This is a genomic window from Pseudomonas sp. S3_A09 (assembly GCF_054668065.1).
In genome coordinates this window covers 4637172-4663028 of the sequence record NZ_CP162752.1, presented here as the reverse complement: position 1 = coordinate 4663028, position 25857 = coordinate 4637172, and the positions used below count along the sequence as shown (strand labels likewise).

The following is a 25857-nucleotide window of genomic DNA, read 5'->3' as shown; positions in this document are numbered from 1 at the left end:
CTACTTGAACTCACGAATTCAAGGTCGGCGAGCAATGCGTATTTCGTTGGAGCAACAAGTAGCGCTGGTGACCGGTGCCAGCTCCGGAATCGGTGCCGGCGCGGCCAAGGCGCTGGCGCAAGCCGGAGCGGCCGTGGTGCTCAATTACAACAGCCAGGCCGCACCGGCCGAGGCCCTGGCAGAGCAGATCAACGCCGAGGGGGGCCGGGCGATTGCCATCGGCGCCAACGTCTCAAAAGAAGACGATGTGGAAAGTCTTTTTGCCCAGACCCTGGATGCCTTCGGTCACCTGGACATCCTGGTGGCCAACTCCGGGATGCAGAAGGACGCCAACCTGGTGGACATGAGCCTGGAGGACTGGAACGCGGTGATCGGCGTCAACCTCACCGGCCAGTTCCTGTGTGCCCGCGCGGCGGTGCGCATCTTCAACCGCCAGGGCGTGCGCGAAGGCGTATCGCGGGCGGCGGGCAAAATCATCCACATGAGTTCGGTGCACCAACTGATCCCCTGGGCCGGGCATGTGAATTACGCAGCGTCCAAGGGCGGCGTGGAGATGCTGATGCGCACCCTCGCCCAGGAAGTCAGCGAACAGCGCATCCGCATCAACGGCATTGCGCCTGGGGCGATACGCACCGCGATCAATCGCGCGGCCACCGAAGGCGCAGCGCAGAAGGAACTGTTGAAGCTGATCCCCTACGGGCGAGTCGGCGACGTGGAAGACGTGGCCAACGCCGTGGTGTGGCTGGCCAGCGATGCGTCCGATTATGTGGTCGGCAGCACGCTCTTTATTGATGGCGGCATGAGCCTTTATCCGGAGTTCCGTGGCAATGGTTGATTTGAAGAACGAACAACAAAGCCCCATCGATGCCCACGGCATCATCGGCGATATGCGCAGTGCCGCACTGGTTAACGACAAAGGCAGCATCGACTTCTTCTGCTGGCCGGAATTCGACAGCCCGTCGATCTTCTGTTCACTGCTGGACAGTCCCGACGCCGGCATTTTCCAACTCACCCCGGACCTGCCCAACGCCCGTCGCGAACAGATCTACCTGCCCGACACCAACGTGCTGCAAACGCGCTGGCTAAGCGACGAGGCCGTGGTGGAGATCACTGACTTGTTGGCCATCAGCGAGGACGTTGATGACCTGCCGCTGCTGATCCGCCGGGTGCGTGTGGTCAGTGGCAAGGCCGACATTCATCTGCGCTGTGCGGTACGCCACGACTACGCGCGAACGCCCACCCAAGCCACCCGTGACGATGGCACGGTGTGCTTCAGTGCCGAAGGCCAACCCGGTCTGCGATTGTCCGGCAGCTACCCGCTGCAGATCAAAGACGGTGCCGCCGTGGCCAGCTTTACCCTGGGCCAGGAAGAAGGCGCCGAGTTCGTCCTCGGTGGCCAGGAGGATGAACGGGTGGACAGCCGCTGCACCGACCTGGCGCTGGCCCACACCTTGACGTTCTGGCGCGGCTGGATCGCGCAATCGAACTACCGCGGGCGCTGGCGCGAAATGGTCAACCGCTCGGCCCTGGCCCTCAACCTTTTGACCTCGCGCAAACACGGCGCAATCATCGCCGCCGCCACTTTTGGCCTGCCCGAGACGCCCGGCGGTGAGCGCAACTGGGACTACCGCTACACCTGGATCCGCGATGCATCGTTCACCGTCTACGCCTTCATGCGCCTGGGCTTTGTCGAAGAAGCCAATGCCTATATGCGCTGGCTCAAAGGCCGGGTCAGCGACTGCTGCAACCAGCCGACCAAGATCAATATCCTGTACGGCATCGACGGCCGCCAGGAATTGCCGGAGGCCGAACTCGACCATTTCGCCGGCCACGGCGGTGCCAAACCCGTACGCATCGGCAACGAGGCGTTCGACCAGATCCAACTGGACATCTATGGCGAACTGATGGATGCCGTCTACTTGGTCAACAAGTACGGCGAGGCCATCTCCCATGAAGGCTGGAAACACACCGTGGAGGTGGCCGATCAGGTCTGTGAAATCTGGAACACCAAAGACGTGGGCATCTGGGAAATGCGTGGCGAGCAGCATCACTTCCTGCACTCACGACTGATGTGCTGGGTGGCGCTGGACCGCGCCATCCGCCTGGCCTCCAAGCGTTCGTTGCCGGCGCCGTTTGCACGCTGGGACCAGACTCGCCAAGCGATCTACGCCGACATCTGGAGCAACTTCTGGAACGAAGAACGCGGGCATTTCGTGCAGCATACCGGCACCACGGCGCTCGACGGTTCCATGCTATTGATGCCGTTGGTGAGGTTTGTCGCGGCGACCGATCCACGCTGGCTCTCGACCCTGGAAGCCATTCAGAAAAGCCTGGTGCGCGACGGCATGGTCTACCGCTACCGCAACGACGACAGCCAGATCGACGGCCTGCAAGGCACCGAAGGCGCGTTTGCAGCCTGCTCGTTCTGGTACGTCGAATGCCTGGCCCGCGCCGGGCAAGTGGAAAAGGCCCACCTGGAATTCGAACAACTGCTGCGTTACGCCAACCCTCTGGGCCTCTACGCCGAAGAGTTCGACAACCAGGCCCGGCACCTGGGCAATACACCCCAGGCCTTGAGCCACCTGGCGTTGATCAGTGCGGCATCGTTTCTGGACCGTAAACTCAGCGGGCAGAAAACCACCTGGCAACCCTGAAGTGGCCTGTGCACAATGGGCAGGCCCTCGACTACGGACAGGAACGCCATGCGCCAGGTACTGCTGATCATCGACGTGCAACCTTCCTTCAACCCGCCCACGTGGCTGGTGGACGGCATCAACGCCCTGCTCGGGCGCATGCCGTCAGTCGCCACCGTGGAACGCCATGACGAAAGCATCACGCCCTTCGCCCGGCAGCTCGGCTGGCAACCGGCACCGAATGACCAGAGCCTGATTGCAGCCGACCGCATCTTTATCAAGCATGGTTACGCCCCGACACCCGAGACCGTTGCCTACCTGAAAAGCCTCGGGCCAGAGCGCGTACTGGTGTGCGGCATCCAGACCGACACCTGTGTGCTGGCGGCGGGGTTTGCGCTATTTGACGCGGGGTTGCAGCCGACCTTGATCAGCGATCTCACGATGGGTTCGTCGCTGGACCGGTCGGGGCAGCTGGGCGTGGACCTGTGGCGGCATCACTTCAAGCATGTGCTGTGCCGCGCCGACCTCGGCCTGGACACGTAACGCCCCAGCCTTCAATCCCGCACCCTGCCGTCACGCCTTTCGGCTAGAGTTCCAGCACCTGACAGGAGCCCGCCATGACCATCGCCTTCCCCCTGCACACCGTGCGCACCACCCTGCTCGACGTGGCTTATGAAGCCCACGGCCCACTCGACGGTACGCCGGTGATCCTGCTGCATGGCTTCCCCTACGACCCGCGCGGCTATGACGAGATCGCGCCGGTACTCGCCGCGCGCGGGTGTCGGGTGCTAGTGCCGTATCTGCGCGGTTATGGCCCGACGCGTTTTATCAATGAGCAGGTGATGCGTTCCGGGCAACAAGCGGCGTTGGCCAAGGACCTGCTGGATTTCATGGATGCGCTGGGCATTCCCCAGGCGACCCTCGCCGGCTATGACTGGGGTGGGCGTGCCGCGTGTATCGTCGCGGCGCTGTGGCCCGAGCGGGTGCGCGGGTTGGTGACCGGGGATGGCTACAACATCCAGGACATCGCCAAGTCACTGAAGCCCAGGGCGCCGGTGACGGAGCATCGCTTGTGGTATCAGTTCTACTTTCACACCCAGCGCGGCGTGGACGGCCTGACCGCCAACCGGCGTGAACTGTGCAAGCTGTTGTGGGCACTGTGGTCGCCGTCCTGGGCCGAGGGGCCGGGCCTGTATGAGCAGACCGCGCCGTCGTTCGATAACCCGGATTTCGTCGAGGTGGTGATTCACTCGTATCGCCATCGTTTCATGTACGCGCCCGGCGACCCGGCGTTGGAATCCATTGAAGCCGCGCTGGCCCTGCAACCGACAATTTCAGTGCCGAGCATTTCGTTGTGCGGCGCCGATGATGGCGTGGGCCCGCCGCCCGACGAGGATGATGACATCGAGCATTTCAGCGGGTTTTACCGACGCCAGGTGCTGCCGGGCGTGGGCCACAATATTCCTCAGGAAGCGCCACACGCCACGCTTGATGCGCTGCTGGAACTGCTTGGCGAAAAGCGCTCGCGGTAGGCCTGGGGCGTCACCGACAGGGCGCGAAGGAAGCTGCGTCGCAAGGTCTCTTCACAGCCAAACCCGCACTGCACAGCGATGCGTTTGATCGATGCGGTGCTGTCCGCCAGTTGGCGGCGCGCGGTTTCGACGCGGATCAATTCGACGGCGCGTGCCGGGGTCTGGCCGGTTTCGGCACGGTAGTGGCGCACGAAGCTGCGCTCGCTCATGCCGGCCTGGGCGGCCAGGGTGGGGATGTTCAGGTCGAGGGTCAGGTTTTCGGCCATCCAGGCGTGGAGTTCGGCGAAACGGCTGTCGTCTTTTTGCAGGGACAGGGTCACGCTGAATTGGGACTGACCACCGGGGCGCTTGAGGAACACCACCAGGTGCCGCGCCACTTCCAGGGCGATGGCGCGGCCCAGGTCTTCCTCCACCAGCGCCAGGCACAGGTCGATGCCAGCGGTGACACCGGCGGACGTCCAGACTGCACCTTGCTGAATGAAAATCGGGTTGGACTCCACCGTCAACGAAGGAAATTTGCGCGCCAGCTCTTCGCAACGGGTCCAATGAGTGGCCACGCGACAACCGTCGAGCATGCCGCTGGCGGCCAGCAGGAACGCGCCGGTGCAGACGGACGTCATGCGCCGGGTGTGCTTGGCTTTCTCGCGCACCCAATCTACCAGGGCCGGGTCTTCGGCAGCGCCGTACACGCCCCAACCGCCGGCGATCACCAACGTATCGCACGGCGCGTCCGCAGCCGGTAACGGCTCGGCCACCAGGGCCAGGCCGGCGGAGGTCATCACCGGTTCCGCTTGGGCGGCGATCACCGACACCGCGTAAGGCAAGGGTTCGCCGCGCTGGCGCGCCAGGTCATTGGTGGAGGCGAACACCTGCAGCGGCCCGGTCACATCGAGCACCTGGGCATTATCGAAAGCGAGGACGTGAACGATTCGAGGCATGATTGGCGTGATTCGTGGCTTCAATGGCGTATTCGCCAAAGCCTAGGCCTCTAGAGTGAAGCCGTCCACCCCTTTCACGGAGCTTCATTCATGACCTTGCAGATCGGCTTTCTGTTGTTCCCCGGCATCCAGCAACTGGACCTCACGGGCCCCTACGACGTGCTGGGTTCACTGCCGGAGGTGAACCTGCACCTGGTGTGGAAAGACCTGGAACCCATCACCTCCAGCACTGGCCTGGTGTTTACCCCGACCATGACCTACGCCGACTGCCCGCGCCTGGATGTGATCTGCGTACCCGGCGGTTCCGGCGTGGGCGCACTGATGGAAGACCCGCAGACCCTGGATTTCCTCAAGGTCCAGGCACAGACCGCGCGCTATGTGACCTCGGTGTGCACCGGCTCGCTGGTACTGGGCGCGGCAGGTTTGCTACGGGGACGCAAGGCGACGACACACTGGGCCTACCACGACCTGCTCGCCCCGCTCGGCGCCATCCCCGTACACGAACGCGTGGTCCGTGACGGCAACCTGCTGACCGGCGGCGGCATCACCGCCGGCATCGACTTCGCCCTGACCCTGGCGGCCGAGTTGTACAGCGAGGCGGCGGCGCAACTGGTGCAGTTGCAGATTGAATACGCCCCCGCGCCACCCTTCGACTCCGGCCGCCCGGACACCGCGCCCCAGCACGTGCTGGAAGAAGCCAACAAGCGCACCGTCGAATCGCGCAGAGTGCGCGGTGAGATCGTCGCGCGCGCGGCGGCACGGTTGGGCTGACTCTGCCAAGCAGCTGCAGGCGCCGGCTTGTCGGCGATAGTCGTAGGTATCTAAACGCTAACCACGATGCGAAGGGAGCCGCTCTTGATCTTGATCTAAGGCGGTCCCCCAAATCCTTGTCGGATTACGGGCACACCGAGCCTAGGCGAGGTGCCGAGTGTTGGGGCAAAAGCCCTTTGCTTACTTTGGGCTGGGCCGGCATTCCGGCCTTTCCAAAGTGAGTCGCCGTAAGGGCGAAACCCATAGCAGCCGTTACCTAAATAACGGATAGGTACCCGGCCTGATCCAACATCCAGGTCGGCTGTCAGGCCGCCTTCGCAGGCAAGCCAGCTCCCACATTGATCAGCCGTACTCTCTTCAAGTCAGGTTGGGCGAGACATCACCGCCAAGCGCACCGCCAACACCGTCAACACCGTCGCCAACCCCCATTTCTGTAGCCAGGCCCCCTGTGAGCGACGGGCAAAAAACCGACTCAGCGCCCCACCAAAAATGCCCAACAGCCCATGAAATACAGCTGCAATCACGGTCAACACCCCCCAAGCACCATCAACTGCACCGCAATGTCCCCTGCTTCCGGCCGTACAAACTGCGGCAAAAACACCACAAAAAACAGCAACGCCTTGGGATTGAGCAAGCTATTGAGCATGGCCTGCAAAAACACCCGGCCCAAGGGCACACGGTCGATGTGCCCCGCATTCGGCACGGGGCGTTTCTGCAAGGTCTTGAACACCAGCCACAACAGGTAGACCACCCCCGCATACCGGATCACGTCAAAGGATGGCGGCCAACTGGCAACCAACGCCGTCACCCCGGTAGCGGTCAAGGCGGTCAACAGCACGTCGGCCACGCCAATACCCAGGGCCGATGCCATCCCCCCGCGCCAACCATGGGTGACGCCATGACTGACCACAAAGGCCATGTTCGGCCCCGGGGACAACAGCAACAACAGCACAGCACCGGAAAATACCGCCAGGGTCGCCAGGTCGATCATGCTCAAGCCTTCCACCGGGAAAAGCCTGCAGATTAGTCCGTGCATCCAGGGCGGACAAAAAATTGTGCTGGATACATTGCGCTGCGGCAATTGCGAAGCGTCATGAGCAACGATTAGAATGCGAAACATTATCAATTAAGACAGCTGCGCCAGGATGCCCATGTCGAGCGATCACCCACTGGACCATGCCGCCATCGGCCAGCTTTACCATGCCCATCATGCCTGGCTGCGCGGCTGGTTGAGCCGCCGCACCGGCTGCCGCGAACACGCCGCCGACCTGGCCCAGGAAACCTTCGTGCGCCTGCTTAATGCGCGCAGGCAGCAAACCTTGCAGCAGCCGCGCGCGTACTTGAGCAGCATCGCCCGCAGCCTGATGATCGACCAATACCGCCGCCGCGAACTGGAGCGCGCCTACCTGGAAAGCCTCGCGCACTTCCCGCAAGTCGAGGTGCCGTCGGAAGAAACCCGCCTGTTGATCCTCGACAGCCTGGAACGTATCGACCGTCTGCTCGACCAGCTCAAGCCGCGCGTGCGCGAAGCCTTTTGCTGGCGCAACTGGATGGCCTGACTTGCGCACAGATCGCCCTGCGTCTCGGCGTGTCCAAGGCCACGGTGGAACGGGACCTGTCCAAGGCGCTGCACGCGTGTTACCGGTTGCGTTATGTCGAAAACTGACGCGCAGCTGGTCGACCAGGCGATCCAGTGGATGATCACCCTGCGTTTCAATGTCGCCGACGATGCCAGCACCGCCGCCTTCGAACGTTGGCTGCACACCAGCGCCGAACACCAGCGGGTGTGGCAGCGGGTGACAGCGATGAATGACGATTTCAATCATCTACCGGCCCAGGTCGGCCGGCATGCCCTGCGCGGGGCGCGCCAACGCATCAGTCGCCGTGAGGGCTTGAAACTGCTGGGCCTGGTGGCCGGCGCCGCGGGCTTGACCTGGCTCGGTCGCGACTACACGCCCCTGCCCGCCTGGATGGCCGACTATCGCACCGCGACCGGCGAACGGCGCTGGGTGGCATTGAACGATGGCAGCCGGATCCAGCTCAACAGCGCCAGCGCGATCGATGCGTCGCTCAACGCAGACCGACGCTTGGTGCAGTTGCGCCAGGGAGAAATCGTGGTGAATACCGGGGCCGACGACCGCCCTTTCTGGGTCCAGACCCGTGACGGTTACCTACGCGCCCTCGGCACGCGATTCCTGGTACGCGAAGACGCCTACGGCACTTTGCTCGCCGTGCAGCAAGGCGCGGTGGCGGTGTTTGCCGACAGCCAGACGGCCAGCGCACGCCAGGTCCTCAAGCCCGGCGAACAGGTGGTGTTCAACCGCAGCGGCATTCGCCCGGCGGTCGCCAACGGCCTGGATCCCTGGGCCTGGAGCGATGGCGTGATCAGCGCCCACCACATGCGCCTGGACGATTTTCTCACCGAACTGGGTCGCTACCGCAACGGCTTGTTGCGCTGCAGCGAGGCAGTGGCCGGGTTGCGGGTGTCGGGGACTTATCAGTTGGACGACACCGATCAGGTGCTGGGCCTGGTGGCGCAGTCGCTCAAGCTCGATGTCACGTACCGCAGCCGCTATTGGGTGACCGTTTCACCGCGCGTGTAAATTTTCAAAAATAAATGAGGTGAATTCTCATTGCCGCTCGACCTGTAAGGAAAGGCCGATCAACAGGCCAGTTTTATCCACTTCCTTCAGGAGCATCCCGCGGTCATGCAAGCGTTCCCTTCCCCTCGTTCCCCCCTCAAGCGTGCGGTACAGGCCGCCTTGCTTGGCGTCTGCCTGAGCAGCGCCTTGCCCGTGGCCGTGATGGCCGAAACCCCGGCCAGCGACACCCAGGCCCGCGACTGGAACATTGCTGCCGGTGCCCTGGCAACAGCACTGGACCAGTTCGCCCGCCAGGCCGGCATCAGCCTGTCGTACGACGCCACCAGCGTCGCCGGCAAAACCAGCCCGGGTTTGAGTGGCCGCTTTGATTCTCAGCAGGCCCTCGAACAACTGCTACGCGGCCAGGGCCTGCAAGCCCAACGCCAGGGCAACAGCACCTGGATGCTGCTGCCACAAGTGGCCGATACCGGTTCGCTGAACCTGGGCGCCACCCTGATCAACGGCGAACGTCTGGGCGCCACCACCGACGGCACCGGCTCCTACACCACCGGCGCGGTCACCATCGGCAAGGGCGAACACAGCCTGCGGGAAACGCCGCAATCGGTGAGTGTGATGACTCGCCAATTCATGGACGACCAGAACGTCACCACCATCGACGACGTGATGGAACGCACGCCCGGCATCACCACCTACGAGTCACCCATGGGCGGCAAGTACTTCTACTCCAGAGGCTTCAAGATGCTCGGCCAGTACCAGTACGACGGCGTGCCCCTGGACATGGGCAAGGACTACGTCCAGGCCGACAGTTTCAGCGCGAACATGGCGATTTATGACCGCGTGGAAGTCCTCAAGGGCGCCGCCGGCATGCTCAAGGGCGCCGGCACCGCCAGCGGTGCGGTGAACTTCGTGCGCAAGCGTCCACAGGCCAAGCCCACCACCAGCTTGTCGCTATCGGCCGGCACCTGGGACAACTACCGCGCCGATGTCGACACCGGCGGTCCGTTGAATGACAGCGGCACCCTGCGTGGTCGCGCGGCGGTGAGCCAGCAGACGCGTGGGTCGTACATGGACATCGCCAAGCGCCAGGACCAGGCGTTCTACGGCGCGCTGGATTTCGACCTCACGCCGGACACCACCCTGGGCGTCGGCGCCAGCTACGAAGATGTCGACGCCACGCCGTGCTGGGGCGGCCTGCCGCGCTATGCCGACGGCAAAAGCGCCAACCTGAGCCGCTCGACCTGCCTGGGCCAATCCTGGAACGACTGGCAAAGCCGGCGCACCACGTTCTTCGCTGATGTAACCCATCACTTCAACGATGATTGGAAACTCAAGGTCGCGGCGGTCCACAGCCGCAACCTGCAAGACACCAAGTATGCCGCCAGCGAAGGCACCATCAACTATGGCAACCCGGCGCCCACGGCCAACTCCTATGCTGCGTTGATGGACTACGACCACAAGGACTTCGGCCTCGATGCCTATGTGGACGGCAAGTTCGAAGCCTTTGGCCTGGAGCATGAGCTGATCCTCGGCGCCAACGGCAGCCGTGGCACCCAGGACGATGTGTACGCGATCCAGAACCTGCCCAAGCGCCAGAGCATTTACCAGCCCGACCACCACTTCCCTGAGCCGGATGACAACACCTTCTGGCCGAACATGTATCGCGGCGGCACGGTCAAGGAAACCGCCACTCAATACGGCACCTACGCGACCTTGCGCTTGCGCCTGGCCGAGCCCTTGATGTTTATCGTCGGCAGCCGCGTGAGCTGGTACGAGAACCGTCGCCAGTCCAACAACCTGGCCTGGGGTGAATGGGCAGTGCAGGACGCACGCACCAAGGAAACCGGTGAAGTCACCCCGTTCGCCGCGCTGATCTATGACCTCGACGAGCACCTGTCGGTGTACGCCAGCTACGCGGATATCTTCCAGCCGCAGAGCTCTTACGCCACCGTCGATGGCGCGGCACTCAAGCCCAAGATCGGTGACAACTACGAGCTGGGGATCAAAGGCGAATGGTTCGACGGACGCCTCAACAGCTCCGTGGCACTGTTCCGCGCCATCGAGAAAAACGGCGCCGAATCCGACTACACCACGATGTGCCCGACTTCCGCCGATGGTTATTGCTACACCGACACCGGCAAAGTGCGCGCCCAAGGCGTGGAGACCGAAATCAGCGGTGAATTGCTCGAGCGCCTGCAGCTTTTCGGCGGCTACACCTACACCCAGACCAAGTCTCTGAAAAACATCGACAGCCAGGTCGAAGGCGGTTCATCCAACACTTACGTGCCTCGGCACATGCTGCGATTGTGGGGTGACTACCAGCTCGACGGCGCGCTGGCGAAATGGAGCGTGGGCGCCGGGGTCAATGCCCAAAGCAGCAACTACCGCGTGCAAACCATCAAGCTCGAACAGGCCGGGTATGCGACCTGGAGCGCACGCATGGCGTACCGCATCGACGACACCTGGACCGTGGCGCTCAACGGCAACAATTTGTTCGACAAAAGCTATTACAACACAGTCGGTACCGCCTCCTGGGGTAACTTCTACGGCGAACCACGCAATTTCACCGTTAGTTTAAAAGGCAACTTCTGATCGGGCGAACGCCCCGGTGGCAGGGCGGTAAGTACGCCCTGCCACGCTCTATTTGTCCCCCTTTCCTTCCTCGCCTCAAAAAAGGTTTTTCCTTTAAGCAGGAAAAATCCGACATTTGTTCCTACACTCAAAAACACACCTTATTAACGAGTGTCCAGACAAGGAACGTCAATAAAATGCCTCAAAAAAGACTAATTAACCTATCTAGCACGCCACTTCCGCACGGCAGTCAATTAATTGACAAGACTCAGTAAGGACGCACGCCTTTAGTCACCACCCCAGTCACCACCCTGCAAAATCCATTCAAATGGATAGCTACATTTGGAATGGGAAGTTGCGTATTACCCAGAGTAGCCAGTTTGTCCAGCGCGCCAAAGCAGCCTGCTGCTTTATTGAACAAACAATCAAACAGCGAAGTCTGGAGTGCAATGAGGGATGTTTTTATGCGAGAGAAGTCGTCTGTCGACAGTTTGTTTTTAACGCGCGCCGGTTTTGTTGAGTTCTTTGTTGTTTTCGTCAAGTTGATCCATGGCCTGACGGCCATTTTGCCCCCACTGGTCCTGGTACTCTTCCTGGACCCGATAGACCCTGAGCTGCGCGCCCACTTCCTGGGCCTGCTGGTGTTTTTCGCGGTCCTGACCATTATTCTGTTCCAGGCCCTGGGCATCTATTCCGAAGAATTGTTCAGCAACCGGCTGCGCCTGAAAACCAAGATCAAGGCCTGGACGGCGGCTTTTTGCATCCTGCTGTTCATGTACCAGATTCTGCAGTTCTTCCCGCAATTGACCCCACGCAACCTGGTGACGTGGTACATCGTCAGCCTGGGGCTGTTTTGTCTTGAACGCCTGGTAATGCTGCGCCTGTACCGCCGGCTGATGCGTGCCGGCAAATACCTGCAACGTACGGTGATCCTGGGCTTTACCGACACCGCGGTGCATGTCGCCGATCATTTGCAGCGCAACGGCGATATTCGTTCCGGCCTGGTCGGCTTCATCGATGACCGCACCGAACGCATTCCCAAGGAGCTGAGCAACCTGCCCCTGTTGGGCAACACCCGCGACCTGGAAAAACTGATCCGCGCCGAGCAGGTCAACCAGGTGATGATCTGCCTGCCCTGGGCTGCCGAACAACGCATTCACGGCCTGGTCAACCGCCTGCGGCAGTTGTCGGTGAACGTCGTGCTGGTGCCGGACATGGCCGCCCTGCGCTACGGCCACAGCAAAATCACCGACGTGGGCGGCATCCTGATGTTCAACACCTCGCAGTTGCCGCTGCGTGGCTGGTCGCCGGTGATCAAGCGCTGTGAGGATTTGCTGCTGGCCAGCCTGGCGTTGGTGGCGCTGTCGCCGGTGATGCTGGCAACGGCGATTGCCATCAAGCTCGACTCCAAGGGCCCGGTGTTGTTTCGCCAGAACCGCTATGGCTACAACGACAATGAAATCCGCGTGTTCAAGTTCCGCTCGATGTACACCGACCAGAGCGACTTCACCGCCGAACGCCAGACCACTCGCGAAGACCCGCGCATCACCCGCGTGGGCCGCATCATCCGCAAGACCAGCATCGACGAGCTGCCGCAACTGTTCAACGTGCTGCTGGGCAACATGTCCATGGTCGGCCCGCGTCCGCATGCCACCGCCACCAAGGCGGCCGGGGTTCCCTTCGAGGTGGCGGTGAGCGAGTACAGCTCCCGGCACCGGGTCAAGCCGGGCATTACCGGCTGGGCGCAGATCAATGGTTACCGGGGTGAGACCGACACCCTGTTCAAGATCCAGAAACGTGTCGAGTACGACTTGGAGTACATCTCCAAGTGGTCGGTGTGGTTTGACTTGTACATCGTTTTCATGACGGTCCCGGCCGTCCTTTCCACCAAGGAAGTCTATTGATGAACACACTCAACGGATTAATTCCCTGCATCATTTCCGGTGGTTCGGGCACTCGGCTGTGGCCGGTGTCTCGGCAGAACATGCCCAAGCCGTTCATGCGCATGCGCGACGGCCAGAGCCTGCTGCAGAAAACCTTCCAGCGCGCCGCCAAATTGCCCGGCGTGGAAAGCGTGTTAACCGTGACTAACCGTGACCTGCTGTTCCGCACCCTGGATGACTATCGCCTGGTCAACAAGGCCCACCTGCCCCTGGACCTGCTGCTGGAGCCGTTCGGTCGCAACACCGCGGCGGCGATCGCCGTGGCGGCGCTGCATGTGCAAGAACATTTCGGGGGTGAGGCGCAGTTGCTGGTGATGCCTGCCGACCATTTGATCCTCAATGAAGTGGCGTTCGCCGAGGCCGTGACCCAGGCCCGGGACCTGGCCGAAGCCGGCTACCTGGTGACTTTCGGCATCCAGCCGGACCAGCCGGAAACCGGCTTTGGCTATATCGAACAAGGTGAACGGCTGGGCACGGGCAACCGGGTCAAACGCTTTGTGGAAAAACCCGACCTGGCCACTGCCCAGGCCTACCTGGATGGCGGCAAGCACCTGTGGAACGCCGGCATGTTCTGCTTCAAGGCCAGCACCCTGGTGGACGAACTCGCCACCCATGCACCTGACGTGCTGGAGGTTGCGCGTGCCGCCCTGGACCACAGCCAGAGTCTGCAGAACAAGACCTCGCGCCAGCGTGAACTGGACTCGGAGGCCTTTGGCAGTGCGCCGGATATTTCCATCGACGTGGCGCTGATGGAGAAGTCCACGCAAGTCGCCGTGGTCCCCTGCGATATTGGCTGGAGCGATATCGGTTCCTGGGAAGCCCTGCGCCAGCTCACCCCGAGCGACGCTCATGGCAATCAGGTCAATGGCGAAGCGATTCTGCATGACGTGCACAACTGCTACATCGACTCGCCCAAGCGTGTACTTGGCGCCGTGGGTGTGCGTGACCTGATCATCGTCGACACCCCGGATGCCCTGCTGATCGCCGACGCCCACCGCAGCCAGGATGTGCGCTACATCGTCGCCGAGCTCAAGCGTCAAAACCATCCGGCGTACAGCCTGCACCGCACCGTCACCCGGCCGTGGGGCACCTACACCGTGCTGGAGGAAAGCAGCCGTTTCAAGATCAAGCGCATCGTGGTCAAGCCTCAGGCATCGCTGTCACTGCAGATGCACCACCATCGCAGCGAACACTGGGTGGTGGTCAGCGGCGCGGCGCAAATTACTAACGGCGAGCGCGAATTCCTGATCAACGCCAACGAGTCCACCTACATTCCGGCCGGGCACAAACACCGCCTGACCAACCCCGGCATCATTGACCTAGTGATGATTGAGGTGCAGAGCGGCGAGTACCTCGGCGAGGACGACATTGTGCGCTTCGACGACATCTACGGGCGCGCCCCGGCAGACGTGAAGAAATAACATGCGCACGTCACTGATTATCCCGACCCGCAACGCCTCCAGCCACCTGGCGCGTCTACTGCCGGCGCTGCGCATGCAAACCCTGCAACCTGACGAGATGCTGGTGGTGGACAGCGCCTCCAGCGATGACACGGTGGCGCGCTTTCGCGAGTTCGGCGCACGGGTCGAGGTGATCGACGCGCGTGACTTCAACCACGGCGGCACGCGGCGCTGGGCCAGCGAACAAGTGTCCGGCGACGCGCTGATCGTGATGACCCAGGACGCGATTCCCGCCACCCCCGAGACCTTCGCCAATCTGCTCGCCGAATTGCAGCAGGACCCGCTCAACGGCGTGGCGTACGGCCGCCAGTTACCCCACCCCGATGCGGGTGTGCTGGGTGCACAATCGCGGCACTTCAACTACCCCGAACAGAGCCGCAGCAAGAGCCTGGCCGATGCGCCGGAGCTGGGGATCAAGACCTGCTTCAGTTCCGACTCGTTTTCCGTGTACCGGCGCAGTGTGCTGCAAGCGGTGGGCGGTTTTCCGGCGGATGTGATCGGCAGCGAAGACGCCTATGTGGCGGCGCGCATGCTGCTCGAAGGCTACAAGGTGCGCTACGCCGCCACGGCGCTGGTGCATCACTCCCACGATTACAAGCTCTTGGATGAGTTTCACCGTTACTTCGATATTGGCGTGTTCTACGGTCGCGAACCGTGGATCAAGCAGGCCTTTGGCGACGCGGGAGGCGAAGGCAAGCGCTATGTGCTGGCCGAACTCGCGGCCTTGCGCAAAGCCGGTGCCTTGTACCGCGCCCCCGAAGTATTGGTACGCAGTGCGTTCAAACTGCTCGGCTACCGGCTGGGCCATCTGGAGCGTCGCCTCCCCCTCGCCCTCAAGCGGCGCATCAGCATGTTTCCCGGTTATTGGAGGTGAGCATCATGCCCTACAGGAAGTCCCCCTTGATGAAACGAACCCTGCTTGTCGTGGCCATGATGGCCTTGGCCGCCTGCAATACGCCGGCACGCATCGTCCCGCCCGATGACAAAACCGTCGAGGAAGGCAAACGCGCCCTCGACCAGCTTGCCCAACTGCCGCCGGCGGTGGAACGCATCCGCATCGGCGACCAGTTGCGCATCGTGCGCGATGCCGGCGAGATGCCGACGCTGTCGGCGTTCAACGTCAGCACCATCTATGAGCTGACGCTGTACACGGTGCAGACCGACGGCAAGATCAACTACCCGTTCCTGGGACCGGTCCAGGTCGCCGGACGCCAGCCTTCGGAACTGGCCACAGAGTTGACCAGCAAACTCGCGCCCATCTACCGCGAACCGCGCGTGACCGTGAACATCAACCAGGCGCCGGGCAGCTCGATCATCGTCGGCGGCGCGGTGAACAACCCGACGGCGGTGCAACTCGGCACGGCCAACACCCTGGAACAAGCCATCATTGGTGCCGGCGGGGTCAGCCCGGCGGGCAACGCGAGCATGGTCGCCCTGCTGCGCGAAGACGCCCAGGGTGCATATCGCGCGTACTTCCTGGACTTCAGCCAGTTACTCAAGACCGGCCCCAACGGCCGCAAACCCGTGCACCTGCAACGCGGCGATGTGGTGTTCGTGCCCAAATCCAACGTGGGCGAGCGCATCCAAGGGGTCGATACCTACATGAACCAACTGATCCCGTTCACCAAGTCCATTGGGGTTGGCTACAACTACACCCGAACCAGCGGCGGCAATAACTAAAGGAGCGACATCCCATGATCGAGATCCGTTCTTTTCGTGATCTTCTGCGCTTGTTCTTCATCTTCCGGCGTGAGTTCAAACTGGCGGCGATTGCCGCGCTGGTGATCATCCTGCTGGGGGCGTTCCTGCTGCCGGCCAAGTACGAGTCCACCGCGCGGCTGTTGGTGAAACCTGGGCGCGATTCGACCTTGCCCATCGAGATCAGCAACCGCCAGGCGCTGGTGATGCCCAGCACCCAGCGTGACCCGATTGTCGACGAGGAGCGCCTGCTCACCGGCCGGCCCATCGTGCGCGCGGTGGCTGAGCATTATCTGGAAGTGATCGAAAACGCACCGCCGCCGGAGGGTTTCTGGAAGCGCACCAAGTACTACGTCAAGAGCGGCGTGGGTGCGGTGTTCGACGGCGTGCGCGTGATCATGGAAACCGTCGGTATCGTCGAAAAAACCTCCCCGGTCGAACGTCTGGCTGCCGGCCTGGAGAAGAACTTCGAGGTGAGCCACGCCGCCGGTTCCACGGTGATGGACATCAGCTTCAAATGGAGCGACCCGGAAATCGCCCAGGCGGTGGTCAAGGATTGGGTCGAGACCTACATCAACGAGCGCACCGAGGCCCTGGGCCGCAAGAGCCTGTACGCGTTCTATGAAGGCCAGGTGGCCAACAGCGCGACCGAGATCAAGAGCTACAAGGAACAGATCCTCACCCACCTGAACAAGATCGGCGCCGCGAGCATCACCGACCGCCTGGAAGACTTGTCCGAGCGCATCAACGTGCTGCGCGGCGAGACCTTCAACACCACGCGGCTGATCGCTTCGTCCGACAGTGCGATCCAGAGCACACGCACTCAGCTCAAGGGCCAACCCAAGGAAGTCACCACAGTGCGCCAGATCGCACTGAACCCGCAGCAGCAGGATTTGCGTCGCCTGCTCAACCAGAAGCTGCTGGAAAAGGCCGACATGATGCGCACCTACACCGACAACGCGCCGCCGGTCAAAGCCCTGGACGCGTCGATTCGGGCAATGCAGATGCAGGTCAACAACGAGAGCAACACGGTGCAAGCGTCAGAGAACCGTGCGCCAAACACCTTGGAAATTCACTTGCAGCGCGTGTTGCTGGATGAAACCAGCAACAACCAGGCGCTGCGAACCCAGCTGGTTCAACAGCAGAAACAACTGCTGACCCTGGAAGCCCAACGCAAGGAGGCCCTGGAGATTGAGCCGGAGCTGGCCCGCCTCTCCCGCGAACTGAACACCACCGAGCGCAACTACGCGCTGTACGTGGATAACCTGGAAAAGTCCCGCATCGACCGCGAGCTGGATAACAGCCAGATCAGCAACATCGCCGTGATCGAAGAGGCCACCCTGAACCCGGGCCGCATCTTCCCGAAAACCCTGGTGATGCTGGTGTTGGCGATTCCGTTTGCCATCGTGGTCGGCCTGCTGGTGATCTACTTGTGCTACCTGCTCGACCAGCGGATTCACGACGGTGGCCTGGTGGAACGCAAGTTCGGCTTGCCACTGTGGACCACCCTGCCGGAGCTGGACACCTCCACCGCGCAAAGTACCAACGCGTTCAATGCGAGCATCTACCGCTTGTACAGTCTGCTGCAGCCCGACCGCATTGCCGAGCACGGCGTGACCCTGGGCCTGACCTCGGCGCGCCATGGCGAAGGGGTGACCTTTGTGGTGGAGCAACTGCGCCAGCTGCTGCATGAAAACGGCATCAATGTGCGGGTCGGCGGGGTGGAAGCCGCCGCACCGGGTGAAGTGGTGTTGCTCGACGCCTCGGCCCTGCTGGATAACCGCGAAGCCTTCATCAACCTGCGCCGCGCCGACCTGATCGGCCTGGTGGTGGAAGCCCGCAAAAGTACCGTGCCGGTGGTGGAGCATGCGCTGTCGATCCTCAACACGGCGTTTGGCAAGGTGGACGGCATCATCATCAACCGTCGCAAGTTCGAAGTGCCGGGCAAGGTGTTGCAGACCATCGGTAAATACCGGGGAGCGTTCTGATGCGTATCGCCCTGCTCGCGCCCTTGCCGCCGGAAAAGAACGGGATCGCCGACTACGCGAACCATTTCCGCACGGCACTGGAACACCTCGGTGTGACGGTGCTGACGCCGTTGGCCGGGGTCGCGGGCAACTCCGAGGCGATCAAGCAAGCCATCGCAGCTTTCGACTGGCAATCCGTCGACTTGGTGCACGCTGAGCTGGGCGGCGGGCGGCTCGGGGAATTCCTGGCCTTGCGTGAACTGCGCAAGGCTTACCCGCAGTTGCCACTGACGGCCACCGTGCATGACCCGGAGCGCATCGTGTGGCGACGTGAACAGTTGCCGTTTCCGCTGAACCTAATGGCGCGTCTGCCCAGCCCATTGCCGCAGGCGGCGGTGGTGCTGGCCGACCCGCTGACCCTGCGCGAAGAACGCCAGGTGGCCAAGGGACTGACCCGGTTGGTGACCCTCACCCGACTGGGCGCCGACTGCTTGACCCAACGCATGCAACTGCCGGCCGGCAAAGTCGCGGTGATCAACCATGCCAACCTGGCGATTGCACCGGCAGCATTGCCGTCGCTGGACACCTTGCGCCTGCTGTATTTCGGCTTTATCTACCGCGGCAAAGGTATTGAAGACCTGGTGCAGGCCCTGGCGAATGTGTTCAAGCAAGCCCCTCACTTGCGCGACCGCGTGCGCCTGACCCTGGCCGGCGGCACTGCGGCGGAAATGGCGTTCGGCGCGGGCGGCAACTACCTGGAGCAGTTGAATGCCCAGATCGCGGAATTGGGGCTGACCGACGCAATCGACTGGCGCCTGAACCTGCCGGCCGATGAGATCGCCCAGACCATTCAGGCCCACCATGTGATGGTGCTGCCCTATCGCGAATCGAAAAAACTCGGCCTGCTGGGACGCCAGCGCGGCACCAGTGGCGCGCTGTCCTGGGCCACCGCCTGTGGGCGCGGCGCAATCACCTCCGACGCGCGTGCGTTTGCCGAGGAAGTCGCCAGCGGCAACGGCGCGATCTACCCCGAAGGGGATGTGGCCGCGCTCGGCGAACAGCTACTGCGCTTGGCACGCACGCCACTGCTGGCGCGGGATTGGGCCGAGCGGGCCGGGGAAATCGGCCGCGAACGCCTATGGCCGTTGACCGCGCAGAAGTTCAAGCAGCTCTTCGAGCAGGCCATCACCGGAGCCCCTTATGGCGCGTAAACGCACTTACCTCGCCACCTTTGCGGTGGTTGCAGCCCTGGGCTTGACCGCATTCTTGTGGGGACGCCAAGCGGATGCCGAAAGCCATGTACTCAAGGGCACCAAGGAAGTGGTGTGGAAGGATTTCCTGGGGGTGAATGCGCAGTTTCTGTGGTTCAGCCCCGAGCGCTACCAGAAGCAGATCGACCGCCTCAAGGCCCTGGGCCTGGAGTGGGTGCGCCTGGATCTGCACTGGGATCAGCTGGAAACCGCGCAGAACCAGTACAAGCTCGCCACCCTCGATGAGCTGGTGGGCAAGCTGCAACAGAACCAGATCAAGTCGGTGTTTTACTTAGTCGGGTCGGCACGCTTTATCACCAGCGCGCCACCGATGTCGCAGTACCCGGACCAGTACCCGCCGCAAGATCCCAACGTGTTCGCCAACCGCATGGCGCTGCTCTCACAGCGCTACCCCAGCGTGGATGCCTGGCAAGTCTGGAATGAACCGAACTTGATCGGTTTCTGGCGCCCGGTGGCGGATCCTGCCGGCTACGCGAATCTTCTGACCGTTACCACCAACGCGTTACGCGCCGTGAACCCGAACAAACCGGTGGTCGCCGCCGGTATGGCGTTTTTCAGTGAAATGCCCAACGGCCAGACCATGTTCGACGCCTTGGGCGCGCTGGGCGTGGCCAGTCTGAACACCATCATCTCCTACCACCCCTACACCCAATTGCCCGAAGGCAACGACCCGGCCAACCTGGACTTCTTCACCAAATCCGCCCAGCTCAACCAGGCCCTGCGCAACGGTGGCGTGCAAACCTTGTGGAGCACCGAGTGGGGCTGGTCGACGTACAAGGGGCCAAAAGACGCCCAGGACCTCATCACCCCTCAGGCCCAGGCCGACTACGTGGTTCGTCGCCTGGCGCTGATGAGCGCGATGGATTACGACAAGATTTTCCTGTTCACCTTGAGCGACCTCGACCAGCGCGCCAGCGTGCGTGACCGCTCCTATGGCCTGCTGGATATCGACACCAACCCCAAGCCGGTCTACACCGCACTGAAGAACTTCCTTGATGTCAGCGGGCCGAAGCTCACGCCGGGTGATCCGCCTGCTGCCGACGCGCTGCCCGATGGCCTGTTCAGCATCGGCTGGACCCGCACCGATGGGCGCAAGCTGTGGTTCTTCTGGTCCGCCCAGGGCGGCAACGCGCACCTGCCGGGCTTGGCCAGCGCCACCCTGTACGACCCGCTGCACGGCACACAAACCCCGGTAAGCGGCACCAATGGCCTGACCGTTCCGGTCAAGTCGAACCTGCAAATTCTGTTATGGGAGTGAGGCCTGCCATGCGCATTTTATGGATCCTGCCCTACTCACCCTGGCCCGCCACCAGCGGCGGCAAGACGCGCCAGTTCCACCTGCTGCGCAGCCTGTCCGCGCGTGGGCATCGGATCACCTTGCTGCTGCATGACAAACATCCGGTGTCACTCACCGACCGCCAGGTGCTGGAGGCGTTTCTCGAACAACTGATCATCCTGCCGCGTCGCCCTCTGCGCAGCGTGAAGACCCTGCTCGCCGGGCTGTTTGCGCCCTACCCGCTGCTGGCGAGCGTGAATGGCTTGTCGGGCGCGTTGCAGGACCGGTTCAACCAACTGCTCAACGAGCATTGGGATGTGGTGCAGATCGAGCACACCTACAGCTTCCAGCCCTATGAAGAGGCGCTGGCGCGCAAATCCCAGCCGTTCGTGCTGACCGAACACAACGTCGAATCGGCCCTAGGCGCGGCCACTTACGACCGCTTGCCGGGTTGGTCGCTGCCGTTCATTCGCTATGACCAATGGCGTTACACCCGCTGGGAACGGCGCGTGATGCGCCAGGCCACCCAAGTGGTGGCGGTGACCGACAGCGACGCCCAGGCCCTGGAACCCATCGCCGGCAAACCGGTGTCAGTGGTGGTCAATGGCGTGGATTGCGATCACTTCGCCACCGCCCGACCGGACCCGTCGACCCTCCGCGTGCTGTTCCTCGGCAACTACGAATACGCGCCCAACGTGGACGCCATCGAATGGGCCCTGGACGAAATCCTGCCCAAGGTCTGGGAGCGTTGCCCGCAGGCGCGAATGAGTGTGTGTGGCTTCGGCATGCCGGACAGTTGGCGTGAGCGCTGGCCGGACCCGCGCATTGAATGGCAAGGGTTTGTGCCCAACCTGCTGAAACTGCAGTCGAGCTGCTCGGTGTTTCTGGCGCCGTTGCGCCATGGTGGTGGTTCCAAGCTCAAAGTGCTGGAAGCGTTGGCCGCGGGCCTGCCATTGGCAAGTACCGAACAAGGCGTGTCCGGGTTGGACCTGGTGGAAGGCCTGGACTACCTCGGCGGGCAGACCGCTGTGAGCCTGGCGGACGCCGTGGTGCGCCTGCTGCAATTTCCCGATGCCGCCGCGGCCATGGGCGAAGCCGCCCGCGCCTATGTGCGCCGCGCCCACGACTGGAGCGTCGCCGCCAGCCAGTTGGAAAAGGTGTACGCCAGCCTTTCGCCCCTGAATCAAAAGGAGCCCGCATGCGTGTAGGCCTGGATTACCGCACCGTCGGCACCTCGCCGCAATCGGGCATCAGCCGCCAGGTGTACGCGCTGGAAAGCGCCCTGCACGGCCTGCCGGGCATCGAGCTTGAGCGGTTCACCGTGGCTCCCTTGGGCGATGAAACCCGCTTGCGGGCCCATTGCCCGGCCTGGGGCTGCGCTAAAACCGCCATGCACCAGCCACACAATCGCCTGCGTTTCGAGGCCGGCTTTTTGCCGCGTGCGTTGCGTGAGCAGCATATCGACCTGTACATCAGCACCTTCAACATGGGCATGCCATTGCCGCCCCACCCGAAGGGGCTGCGTACGGTGGTGCTGTTGCACGACCTGTTCCAAATCACCCTCGACAACTATCACGCCAACCGTCTGAAGGCGCTGATCTACAAGACCAGTGATCGCCTGTCGATTGCCTACGCGGTGCACAGCGCCGATCGGGTGTGGACGCCGTCGCAGTACAGCGCCGATGAAACCGCGCGGTTGTTTCCCAAGGCTGCGGGTAAGATTCGGGTGTTGCCCAACCAGGTCGATGCCTTTTCCGAACAGGCAGCGGATCTCAGTGCACGCCAATTGCCTGAACGCTATTGGTTGCTGGTGGGCACCCGCGAGTTGCGCAAGAACGTGCCGTTCCTGGTAGACGCCTGGCAGCAGGCGCGACGCCAGTCCCCCGCCGTGCCGGAGTTGGTACTGGTGGGCAGCCTCGACCATTTGCCCGAGGCCCAGCGCACCCTGCCGGGCATTCGTGCGCTCAGCGGTGTGTCGGATGCCGAGTTGCATGCGCTTTATCGCCAGGCTTCGCGCCTATGGCAGCCTTCCTATGCCGAAGGCTTCGGCCTGCCAGTGATCGAAGCGCTGAGCGTCGGCACCCCGGTGGCGGTGGCCAGCGGTACCTCGTTGGATGAAATCACCCCGCCCTCGGCACCGCGTTTTTCCCCCACCGATGGTCCGGCGCTGACGCAATTGATGCTCAGCCTCGGCGATCGCGCGGAAGAAGAATCACCCGAGCAACGCCGGCAATGGGCGCAACGCTTCAACCATCAAGCCTACCGCCGACGCCTGGCCGAACTGATCGAGGAATTGAAGTGAGAGTGAACCTGCCCAGCCTCGTCGCCATCCTCTTCGGCCTCCTGTTTGGCGCCGCCGCCCTGCTGCTGTCACCGGCCAAGGCGTTCCTCGCGGTGATCGGCCTGGCCGGCGCGGTGACCATCCTACGCTTTCCGTTCTGGGGCCTGCTGCTGTTTGCCCTGGTTGCCACGTTCATGCCCTATTCCACGGTTAACCTGGGCATTCGCAGTACCGTCAGCGAAGCTATCCTGGCGATGACCTGGGGCGCGGTCCTCTGGCAAAACTTCCTGGTACGCCTGCCGGATACGCCGAGCCTCACCCGGCGCCCGACCGACCAGATGCTGTTGTGGCTGATGGTGTTCAGCGTGTTCCCCTTCATTGTCGGTCAGGTCACCATCCACGCCGACAGCAGCGGCGTGGCCAACTGGCTGCGTTGGTTGCTGAACTTGTCGGGGGTGTTCCTCTGCGCCAAGTTGCTGGTGGACCACAAGCACCGCGAGTCCCTGGTGATCGCCCTGCTGCTGGGCAGCCTGGCGATGCTGATGCTGTCGATTGCGGTGTTCGTGCGCACACGCTCCGGAGCCGGCATTGCGCCGGTGCTGGCACTGTTCAATTACGGCAACTTCGACATGCTGAAATTCGGCCTGGAAGCCATGTCTTCGCGGATGGGCTCGCCGTGGATGCACCCGAATGCCATCGGCGGAATCATGGCGCTGCTGCTGCCCCTGGCGTTTTGTTTCGGCATGACCGAACAAGGCTGGAAACGCGCACTGGGACTGGGCGTGGCGTGCCTGGGCGCGGCGGCCTTGCTGTTGGCGAGTAGCCGTGGGGCAATGGTCAGCCTGGCGCTGGTGCTGCTATGGATGGCCACGCGCCGGGTGCCCTACACCGGACGTCTGCTGATGATCGGCGCGGCGCTGACCGCCGTGCTGGTGATGGCTTATCCACCGCTGCAGGAACGCCTGGCGACGATTTTTTCTTCGAGCAACGCCAGTACCGAAGTGCGTTTCGACGAGTACCGCATGTTTCCGCAGGCGATGGTGTCGTACCCGTTCGGTATCGGCTTCAAGGTCGATCCGCCCGTGCCTGGCACGCCCTTGCTGGGCATCTCCAACCTGTGGCTGAACTACATCTACAAGACCGGCATCGTCGGCATGCTGTTCTTTATCGCGGTCACCGTGCGCTGGTGGCGTGAAGCCCGCCCGGAAAGCGGCCCGATCCGCCTGACCAAAGACAACGCGCTGTGGCTGGGCACCACAGCCGGAATTCTCTCGGCGCTGGTCAGCGGCCTGTTCGACCACTACTTCAGCTTTGCGGTGGTGATGGTCGCGCTGTTCTGGCTGATGGTCGGCATCAACGTATTGGAGGCACGTCGACTGTTTCCGGCACGCCTGCCTCAGGTGAAACGTGTGGTATTCGGCAAACCCGTGCTTGATGGCGCACAGCCCTGATGCTGGGCTCCGCCGCCTGGCTGACACTGGCGACGCTGCTGGGCCTGTGCCTGGGCTTTGCCCGTGAATGGCTGCTGGTGGCGGCCTGGGGCGCGGGCGAACGCAGTGATGCATTCCTGATCGCACTGTTTTTGCCGGAGGCGCTGCGCATGTCATTGGCCGGCGGCGTGCTGAGTGCCGCGGCGCTGCCGCTGTATCTGGCGCGCAAGGACGACGAGCGGTTGGGCTGGTTGGCCGCGTTGTTCCCCGCACTGTTGCTGATCGCCCTGGTCACCAGCCTGTTGCTGACGCTGCTGGCGCCGTGGCTGGTGCAACTGCTCGGGCCAGGCCTGGCGGCGAGTGCCACGGCGCTCGCCAGCAGTAACTTGCAGATCGTCGCCTGGTGCGTGCCGGGGTTGATGCTGCACGCACTGTTCAGCATCCCGTTGCAGGCCAGCGAACGTTTCGTGCTGGCTGGCTTGGGTTCGTTATTGTTCAATTTGCCACCGGTGACCTACCTCGCCCTCGCCGGCACCGCCACCCAACCGCACGCCCTGGCCCTGGCCTGCCTGGCCGGCAGCTTGTTGATGCCGTTGGCGCTACTGCCATCGATGTGGCGCCAGGGCTGGCGGCCGTGGTGCTGGCAATTGCCGTGGGCGCTGCTGCGGGAATTGGGGCAGCGCATCGGTCCATTGTTACTGAGCAACGGCGCCAGCCAGGGCCTGGCGCTGATTGAACGGCTGGTGGCATCGCTGTTGGGTGAAGGCGCGGTGACCTGGGTCAACCTGGCGCGCAAGCTGATGAACCTGCCGCTGATTGCGCTGATGAGCCTCAACCAGGTGTTGCTGGGCATGATGAGCCGTCGTCAGGGCGATGAGCGCCTGGCCCTGCTCAAGCGCGGCCTGGAAACCGCCAGCGTGCTGACTCTGCCCGCCGGTGTCGGCCTGGTGGCGGCGGCCCCGAGCCTGGTGGCGTTGCTGCTGCCCGCGCAATCGCTGGACTCGCCGTTGCCGCTGCTGCTGGCGTGGTTTGCCGTGCCGCTGGTATTCGGCGCCTGGAACGCCTTGCTCGCGCGTTATGCCTACGCGGCCGGGGATACGCGCCAGCCGCTGCGCTGCGAACTGCTCGGCAGCCTGGTCAATGCGCTGTTGTTGGGCGTCCTGCCGTTTGTGTTTGGCCTGGCAGGCATTCCGTTGGCGGCGCTGGCCGGGGTGATCTGCACCGCGCTGCTGCTGATGCAACGCCAGGCCTTGCTCAGCGCCCTGCCCTGGGCTCGGAGCTGGCTGCTCAATGCCGTGCTGATGGGTGTGGCGGCGTTGGCGCTGTTTCGGATTGAAAGCGTGTGGCTGCAACTGGGGCTGAGCACCCTGGCCGGTGCAGTGGTGTTGCTGGGCATGGGGCTGTGGTTGAAGCCGTGGCGCAAGGCATGACTCATGCCGCGCATTCCCGTTGACGATTTTCGCTGGCAAGCCAGCTCCTACAAGGG

The 25857-nt window shown here is 62.9% G+C and carries 20 protein-coding genes and 2 pseudogenes; 19 read left to right on the top strand and 3 right to left on the bottom strand.

Features of this window, described 5'->3' with window-relative positions:
• The first annotated feature begins 34 nt into the window (after window positions 1–34).
• The 4 genes from AB4N92_RS21795 to AB4N92_RS21780 all read left to right on the top strand — a co-directional run bounded on the left by AB4N92_RS21795 (window position 35) and on the right by AB4N92_RS21780 (window position 4165).
• Complete coding sequence (locus tag AB4N92_RS21795; protein ID WP_047542858.1) at window positions 35–835, top strand: glucose 1-dehydrogenase; 801 nt, start codon at window positions 35–37, stop codon at window positions 833–835.
• Window positions 828–2654 (top strand): glycoside hydrolase family 15 protein, encoded by a 1827-nt coding sequence (locus tag AB4N92_RS21790; protein WP_460128147.1) that lies wholly within the window; start codon window positions 828–830, stop codon window positions 2652–2654. The genes AB4N92_RS21795 and AB4N92_RS21790 overlap by 8 nt, the downstream gene beginning before the upstream one ends.
• A 48-nt stretch (window positions 2655–2702) precedes the next feature.
• On the top strand, window positions 2703–3176 hold the full coding sequence (locus tag AB4N92_RS21785; protein WP_010211539.1) for an isochorismatase family protein: 474 nt from the start codon (window positions 2703–2705) through the stop codon (window positions 3174–3176).
• A gap of 74 nt (window positions 3177–3250) precedes the next feature.
• Window positions 3251–4165 (top strand): alpha/beta fold hydrolase, encoded by a 915-nt coding sequence (locus AB4N92_RS21780; RefSeq protein ID WP_010211540.1) that lies wholly within the window; start codon window positions 3251–3253, stop codon window positions 4163–4165.
• Here the strand turns inward: AB4N92_RS21780 and AB4N92_RS21775 are convergent.
• Window positions 4099–5103, bottom strand: a complete 1005-nt coding sequence (locus AB4N92_RS21775; RefSeq protein ID WP_045792332.1) for a GlxA family transcriptional regulator — start codon at window positions 5101–5103, stop codon at window positions 4099–4101. The genes AB4N92_RS21780 and AB4N92_RS21775 overlap by 67 nt on opposite strands.
• A gap of 90 nt (window positions 5104–5193) precedes the next feature.
• On the opposite strand from AB4N92_RS21775, the gene inhA reads away from it, so the two are divergent.
• Window positions 5194–5874, top strand: a complete 681-nt coding sequence (gene inhA / locus AB4N92_RS21770; protein WP_021492064.1) for an isonitrile hydratase — start codon at window positions 5194–5196, stop codon at window positions 5872–5874.
• A 362-nt stretch (window positions 5875–6236) separates the two neighbouring features.
• On the opposite strand, the pseudogene AB4N92_RS21765 reads toward inhA, so the two are convergent.
• Window positions 6237–6865: pseudogene (locus AB4N92_RS21765) on the bottom strand (LysE family translocator).
• A gap of 160 nt (window positions 6866–7025) precedes the next feature.
• On the opposite strand from AB4N92_RS21765, the pseudogene AB4N92_RS21760 reads away from it, so the two are divergent.
• From AB4N92_RS21760 to AB4N92_RS21750, 3 genes and pseudogenes are all read left to right on the top strand, one after another.
• Window positions 7026–7540, top strand: a pseudogene (locus tag AB4N92_RS21760) (sigma-70 family RNA polymerase sigma factor).
• The gene (locus AB4N92_RS21755) at window positions 7527–8477 is read left to right on the top strand and encodes a FecR domain-containing protein (protein WP_021492066.1); all 951 of its coding nucleotides are present in this window, start codon (window positions 7527–7529) and stop codon (window positions 8475–8477) included. The pseudogene AB4N92_RS21760 and the gene AB4N92_RS21755 overlap by 14 nt, the downstream one beginning before the upstream one ends.
• Window positions 8478–8582: 105 nt before the next feature.
• Window positions 8583–11066: a TonB-dependent siderophore receptor gene (locus AB4N92_RS21750; RefSeq protein ID WP_038453069.1), complete on the top strand. Its 2484-nt coding sequence runs from the start codon at window positions 8583–8585 to the stop codon at window positions 11064–11066.
• A gap of 247 nt (window positions 11067–11313) precedes the next feature.
• Here the strand turns inward: AB4N92_RS21750 and AB4N92_RS21745 are convergent, their stop codons facing one another.
• Window positions 11314–11610 (bottom strand): hypothetical protein, encoded by a 297-nt coding sequence (locus AB4N92_RS21745; RefSeq protein ID WP_186007426.1) that lies wholly within the window; start codon window positions 11608–11610, stop codon window positions 11314–11316.
• Between AB4N92_RS21745 and AB4N92_RS21740 the strand changes: the two genes are divergently transcribed.
• The 11 genes from AB4N92_RS21740 to AB4N92_RS21690 are packed head-to-tail and all read left to right on the top strand — an operon-like array spanning window position 11510 to window position 25801.
• Complete coding sequence (locus tag AB4N92_RS21740; protein ID WP_010211547.1) at window positions 11510–12949, top strand: undecaprenyl-phosphate glucose phosphotransferase; 1440 nt, start codon at window positions 11510–11512, stop codon at window positions 12947–12949. The two genes, AB4N92_RS21745 and AB4N92_RS21740, sit on opposite strands and share 101 nt — an antisense overlap.
• Window positions 12949–14409 carry a mannose-1-phosphate guanylyltransferase/mannose-6-phosphate isomerase gene (locus AB4N92_RS21735; protein ID WP_236267146.1) on the top strand — a complete coding sequence of 487 codons (1461 nt, stop codon included), beginning with the start codon at window positions 12949–12951 and terminating at the stop codon, window positions 14407–14409. Before AB4N92_RS21740 ends, AB4N92_RS21735 begins: the two co-directional genes overlap by 1 nt.
• Window position 14410: 1 nt before the next feature.
• The gene (locus tag AB4N92_RS21730) at window positions 14411–15322 is read left to right on the top strand and encodes a glycosyltransferase family 2 protein (RefSeq protein WP_010211549.1); all 912 of its coding nucleotides are present in this window, start codon (window positions 14411–14413) and stop codon (window positions 15320–15322) included.
• Window positions 15323–15351: 29 nt separating this feature from the next.
• Window positions 15352–16128 carry a polysaccharide biosynthesis/export family protein gene (locus AB4N92_RS21725; RefSeq protein ID WP_010211550.1) on the top strand — a complete coding sequence of 259 codons (777 nt, stop codon included), beginning with the start codon at window positions 15352–15354 and terminating at the stop codon, window positions 16126–16128.
• Between the two features lie 14 nt (window positions 16129–16142).
• Complete coding sequence (locus tag AB4N92_RS21720; RefSeq protein ID WP_045792334.1) at window positions 16143–18134, top strand: GumC family protein; 1992 nt, start codon at window positions 16143–16145, stop codon at window positions 18132–18134.
• Window positions 18134–19324: a glycosyltransferase gene (locus AB4N92_RS21715; protein ID WP_045792335.1), complete on the top strand. Its 1191-nt coding sequence runs from the start codon at window positions 18134–18136 to the stop codon at window positions 19322–19324. Before AB4N92_RS21720 ends, AB4N92_RS21715 begins: the two co-directional genes overlap by 1 nt.
• Window positions 19314–20642, top strand: a complete 1329-nt coding sequence (locus AB4N92_RS21710) for a GH39 family glycosyl hydrolase (protein WP_045792336.1) — start codon at window positions 19314–19316, stop codon at window positions 20640–20642. Before AB4N92_RS21715 ends, AB4N92_RS21710 begins: the two co-directional genes overlap by 11 nt.
• A gap of 8 nt (window positions 20643–20650) precedes the next feature.
• Window positions 20651–21868: a glycosyltransferase family 4 protein gene (locus AB4N92_RS21705; protein ID WP_241912390.1), complete on the top strand. Its 1218-nt coding sequence runs from the start codon at window positions 20651–20653 to the stop codon at window positions 21866–21868.
• On the top strand, window positions 21859–22962 hold the full coding sequence (locus tag AB4N92_RS21700) for a glycosyltransferase family 4 protein (protein ID WP_236267144.1): 1104 nt from the start codon (window positions 21859–21861) through the stop codon (window positions 22960–22962). The genes AB4N92_RS21705 and AB4N92_RS21700 overlap by 10 nt, the downstream gene beginning before the upstream one ends.
• A gap of 2 nt (window positions 22963–22964) precedes the next feature.
• Entirely contained in the window at window positions 22965–24392 is a 1428-nt protein-coding gene (locus AB4N92_RS21695) for an O-antigen ligase family protein (RefSeq protein WP_010211556.1), read from the top strand.
• Window positions 24392–25801 carry a lipid II flippase MurJ gene (locus AB4N92_RS21690; RefSeq protein WP_236267143.1) on the top strand — a complete coding sequence of 470 codons (1410 nt, stop codon included), beginning with the start codon at window positions 24392–24394 and terminating at the stop codon, window positions 25799–25801. The genes AB4N92_RS21695 and AB4N92_RS21690 overlap by 1 nt, the downstream gene beginning before the upstream one ends.
• Window positions 25802–25857 lie beyond the last annotated feature (56 nt).

Bases quoted from the DNA above. Each gene is read 5' to 3' on its own strand.
- AB4N92_RS21795 (WP_047542858.1), top strand. From the start codon at position 35: ATGCGTATTTCGTTGGAGCAACAAGTAGCGCTGGTGACCGGTGCCAGC.
- AB4N92_RS21790 (WP_460128147.1), top strand. From the start codon at position 828: ATGGTTGATTTGAAGAACGAACAACAAAGCCCCATCGATGCCCACGGC.
- AB4N92_RS21785 (WP_010211539.1), top strand. From the start codon at position 2,703: ATGCGCCAGGTACTGCTGATCATCGACGTGCAACCTTCCTTCAACCCG.
- AB4N92_RS21780 (WP_010211540.1), top strand. From the start codon at position 3,251: ATGACCATCGCCTTCCCCCTGCACACCGTGCGCACCACCCTGCTCGAC.
- AB4N92_RS21775 (WP_045792332.1), bottom strand. From the start codon at position 5,103: ATGCCTCGAATCGTTCACGTCCTCGCTTTCGATAATGCCCAGGTGCTC.
- inhA (WP_021492064.1), top strand. From the start codon at position 5,194: ATGACCTTGCAGATCGGCTTTCTGTTGTTCCCCGGCATCCAGCAACTG.
- AB4N92_RS21755 (WP_021492066.1), top strand. From the start codon at position 7,527: ATGTCGAAAACTGACGCGCAGCTGGTCGACCAGGCGATCCAGTGGATG.
- AB4N92_RS21750 (WP_038453069.1), top strand. From the start codon at position 8,583: ATGCAAGCGTTCCCTTCCCCTCGTTCCCCCCTCAAGCGTGCGGTACAG.
- AB4N92_RS21740 (WP_010211547.1), top strand. From the start codon at position 11,510: ATGCGAGAGAAGTCGTCTGTCGACAGTTTGTTTTTAACGCGCGCCGGT.
- AB4N92_RS21745 (WP_186007426.1), bottom strand. From the start codon at position 11,610: ATGGCCGTCAGGCCATGGATCAACTTGACGAAAACAACAAAGAACTCA.
- AB4N92_RS21735 (WP_236267146.1), top strand. From the start codon at position 12,949: ATGAACACACTCAACGGATTAATTCCCTGCATCATTTCCGGTGGTTCG.
- AB4N92_RS21730 (WP_010211549.1), top strand. From the start codon at position 14,411: ATGCGCACGTCACTGATTATCCCGACCCGCAACGCCTCCAGCCACCTG.
- AB4N92_RS21725 (WP_010211550.1), top strand. From the start codon at position 15,352: ATGAAACGAACCCTGCTTGTCGTGGCCATGATGGCCTTGGCCGCCTGC.
- AB4N92_RS21720 (WP_045792334.1), top strand. From the start codon at position 16,143: ATGATCGAGATCCGTTCTTTTCGTGATCTTCTGCGCTTGTTCTTCATC.
- AB4N92_RS21715 (WP_045792335.1), top strand. From the start codon at position 18,134: ATGCGTATCGCCCTGCTCGCGCCCTTGCCGCCGGAAAAGAACGGGATC.
- AB4N92_RS21710 (WP_045792336.1), top strand. From the start codon at position 19,314: ATGGCGCGTAAACGCACTTACCTCGCCACCTTTGCGGTGGTTGCAGCC.
- AB4N92_RS21705 (WP_241912390.1), top strand. From the start codon at position 20,651: ATGCGCATTTTATGGATCCTGCCCTACTCACCCTGGCCCGCCACCAGC.
- AB4N92_RS21700 (WP_236267144.1), top strand. From the start codon at position 21,859: ATGCGTGTAGGCCTGGATTACCGCACCGTCGGCACCTCGCCGCAATCG.
- AB4N92_RS21690 (WP_236267143.1), top strand. From the start codon at position 24,392: ATGCTGGGCTCCGCCGCCTGGCTGACACTGGCGACGCTGCTGGGCCTG.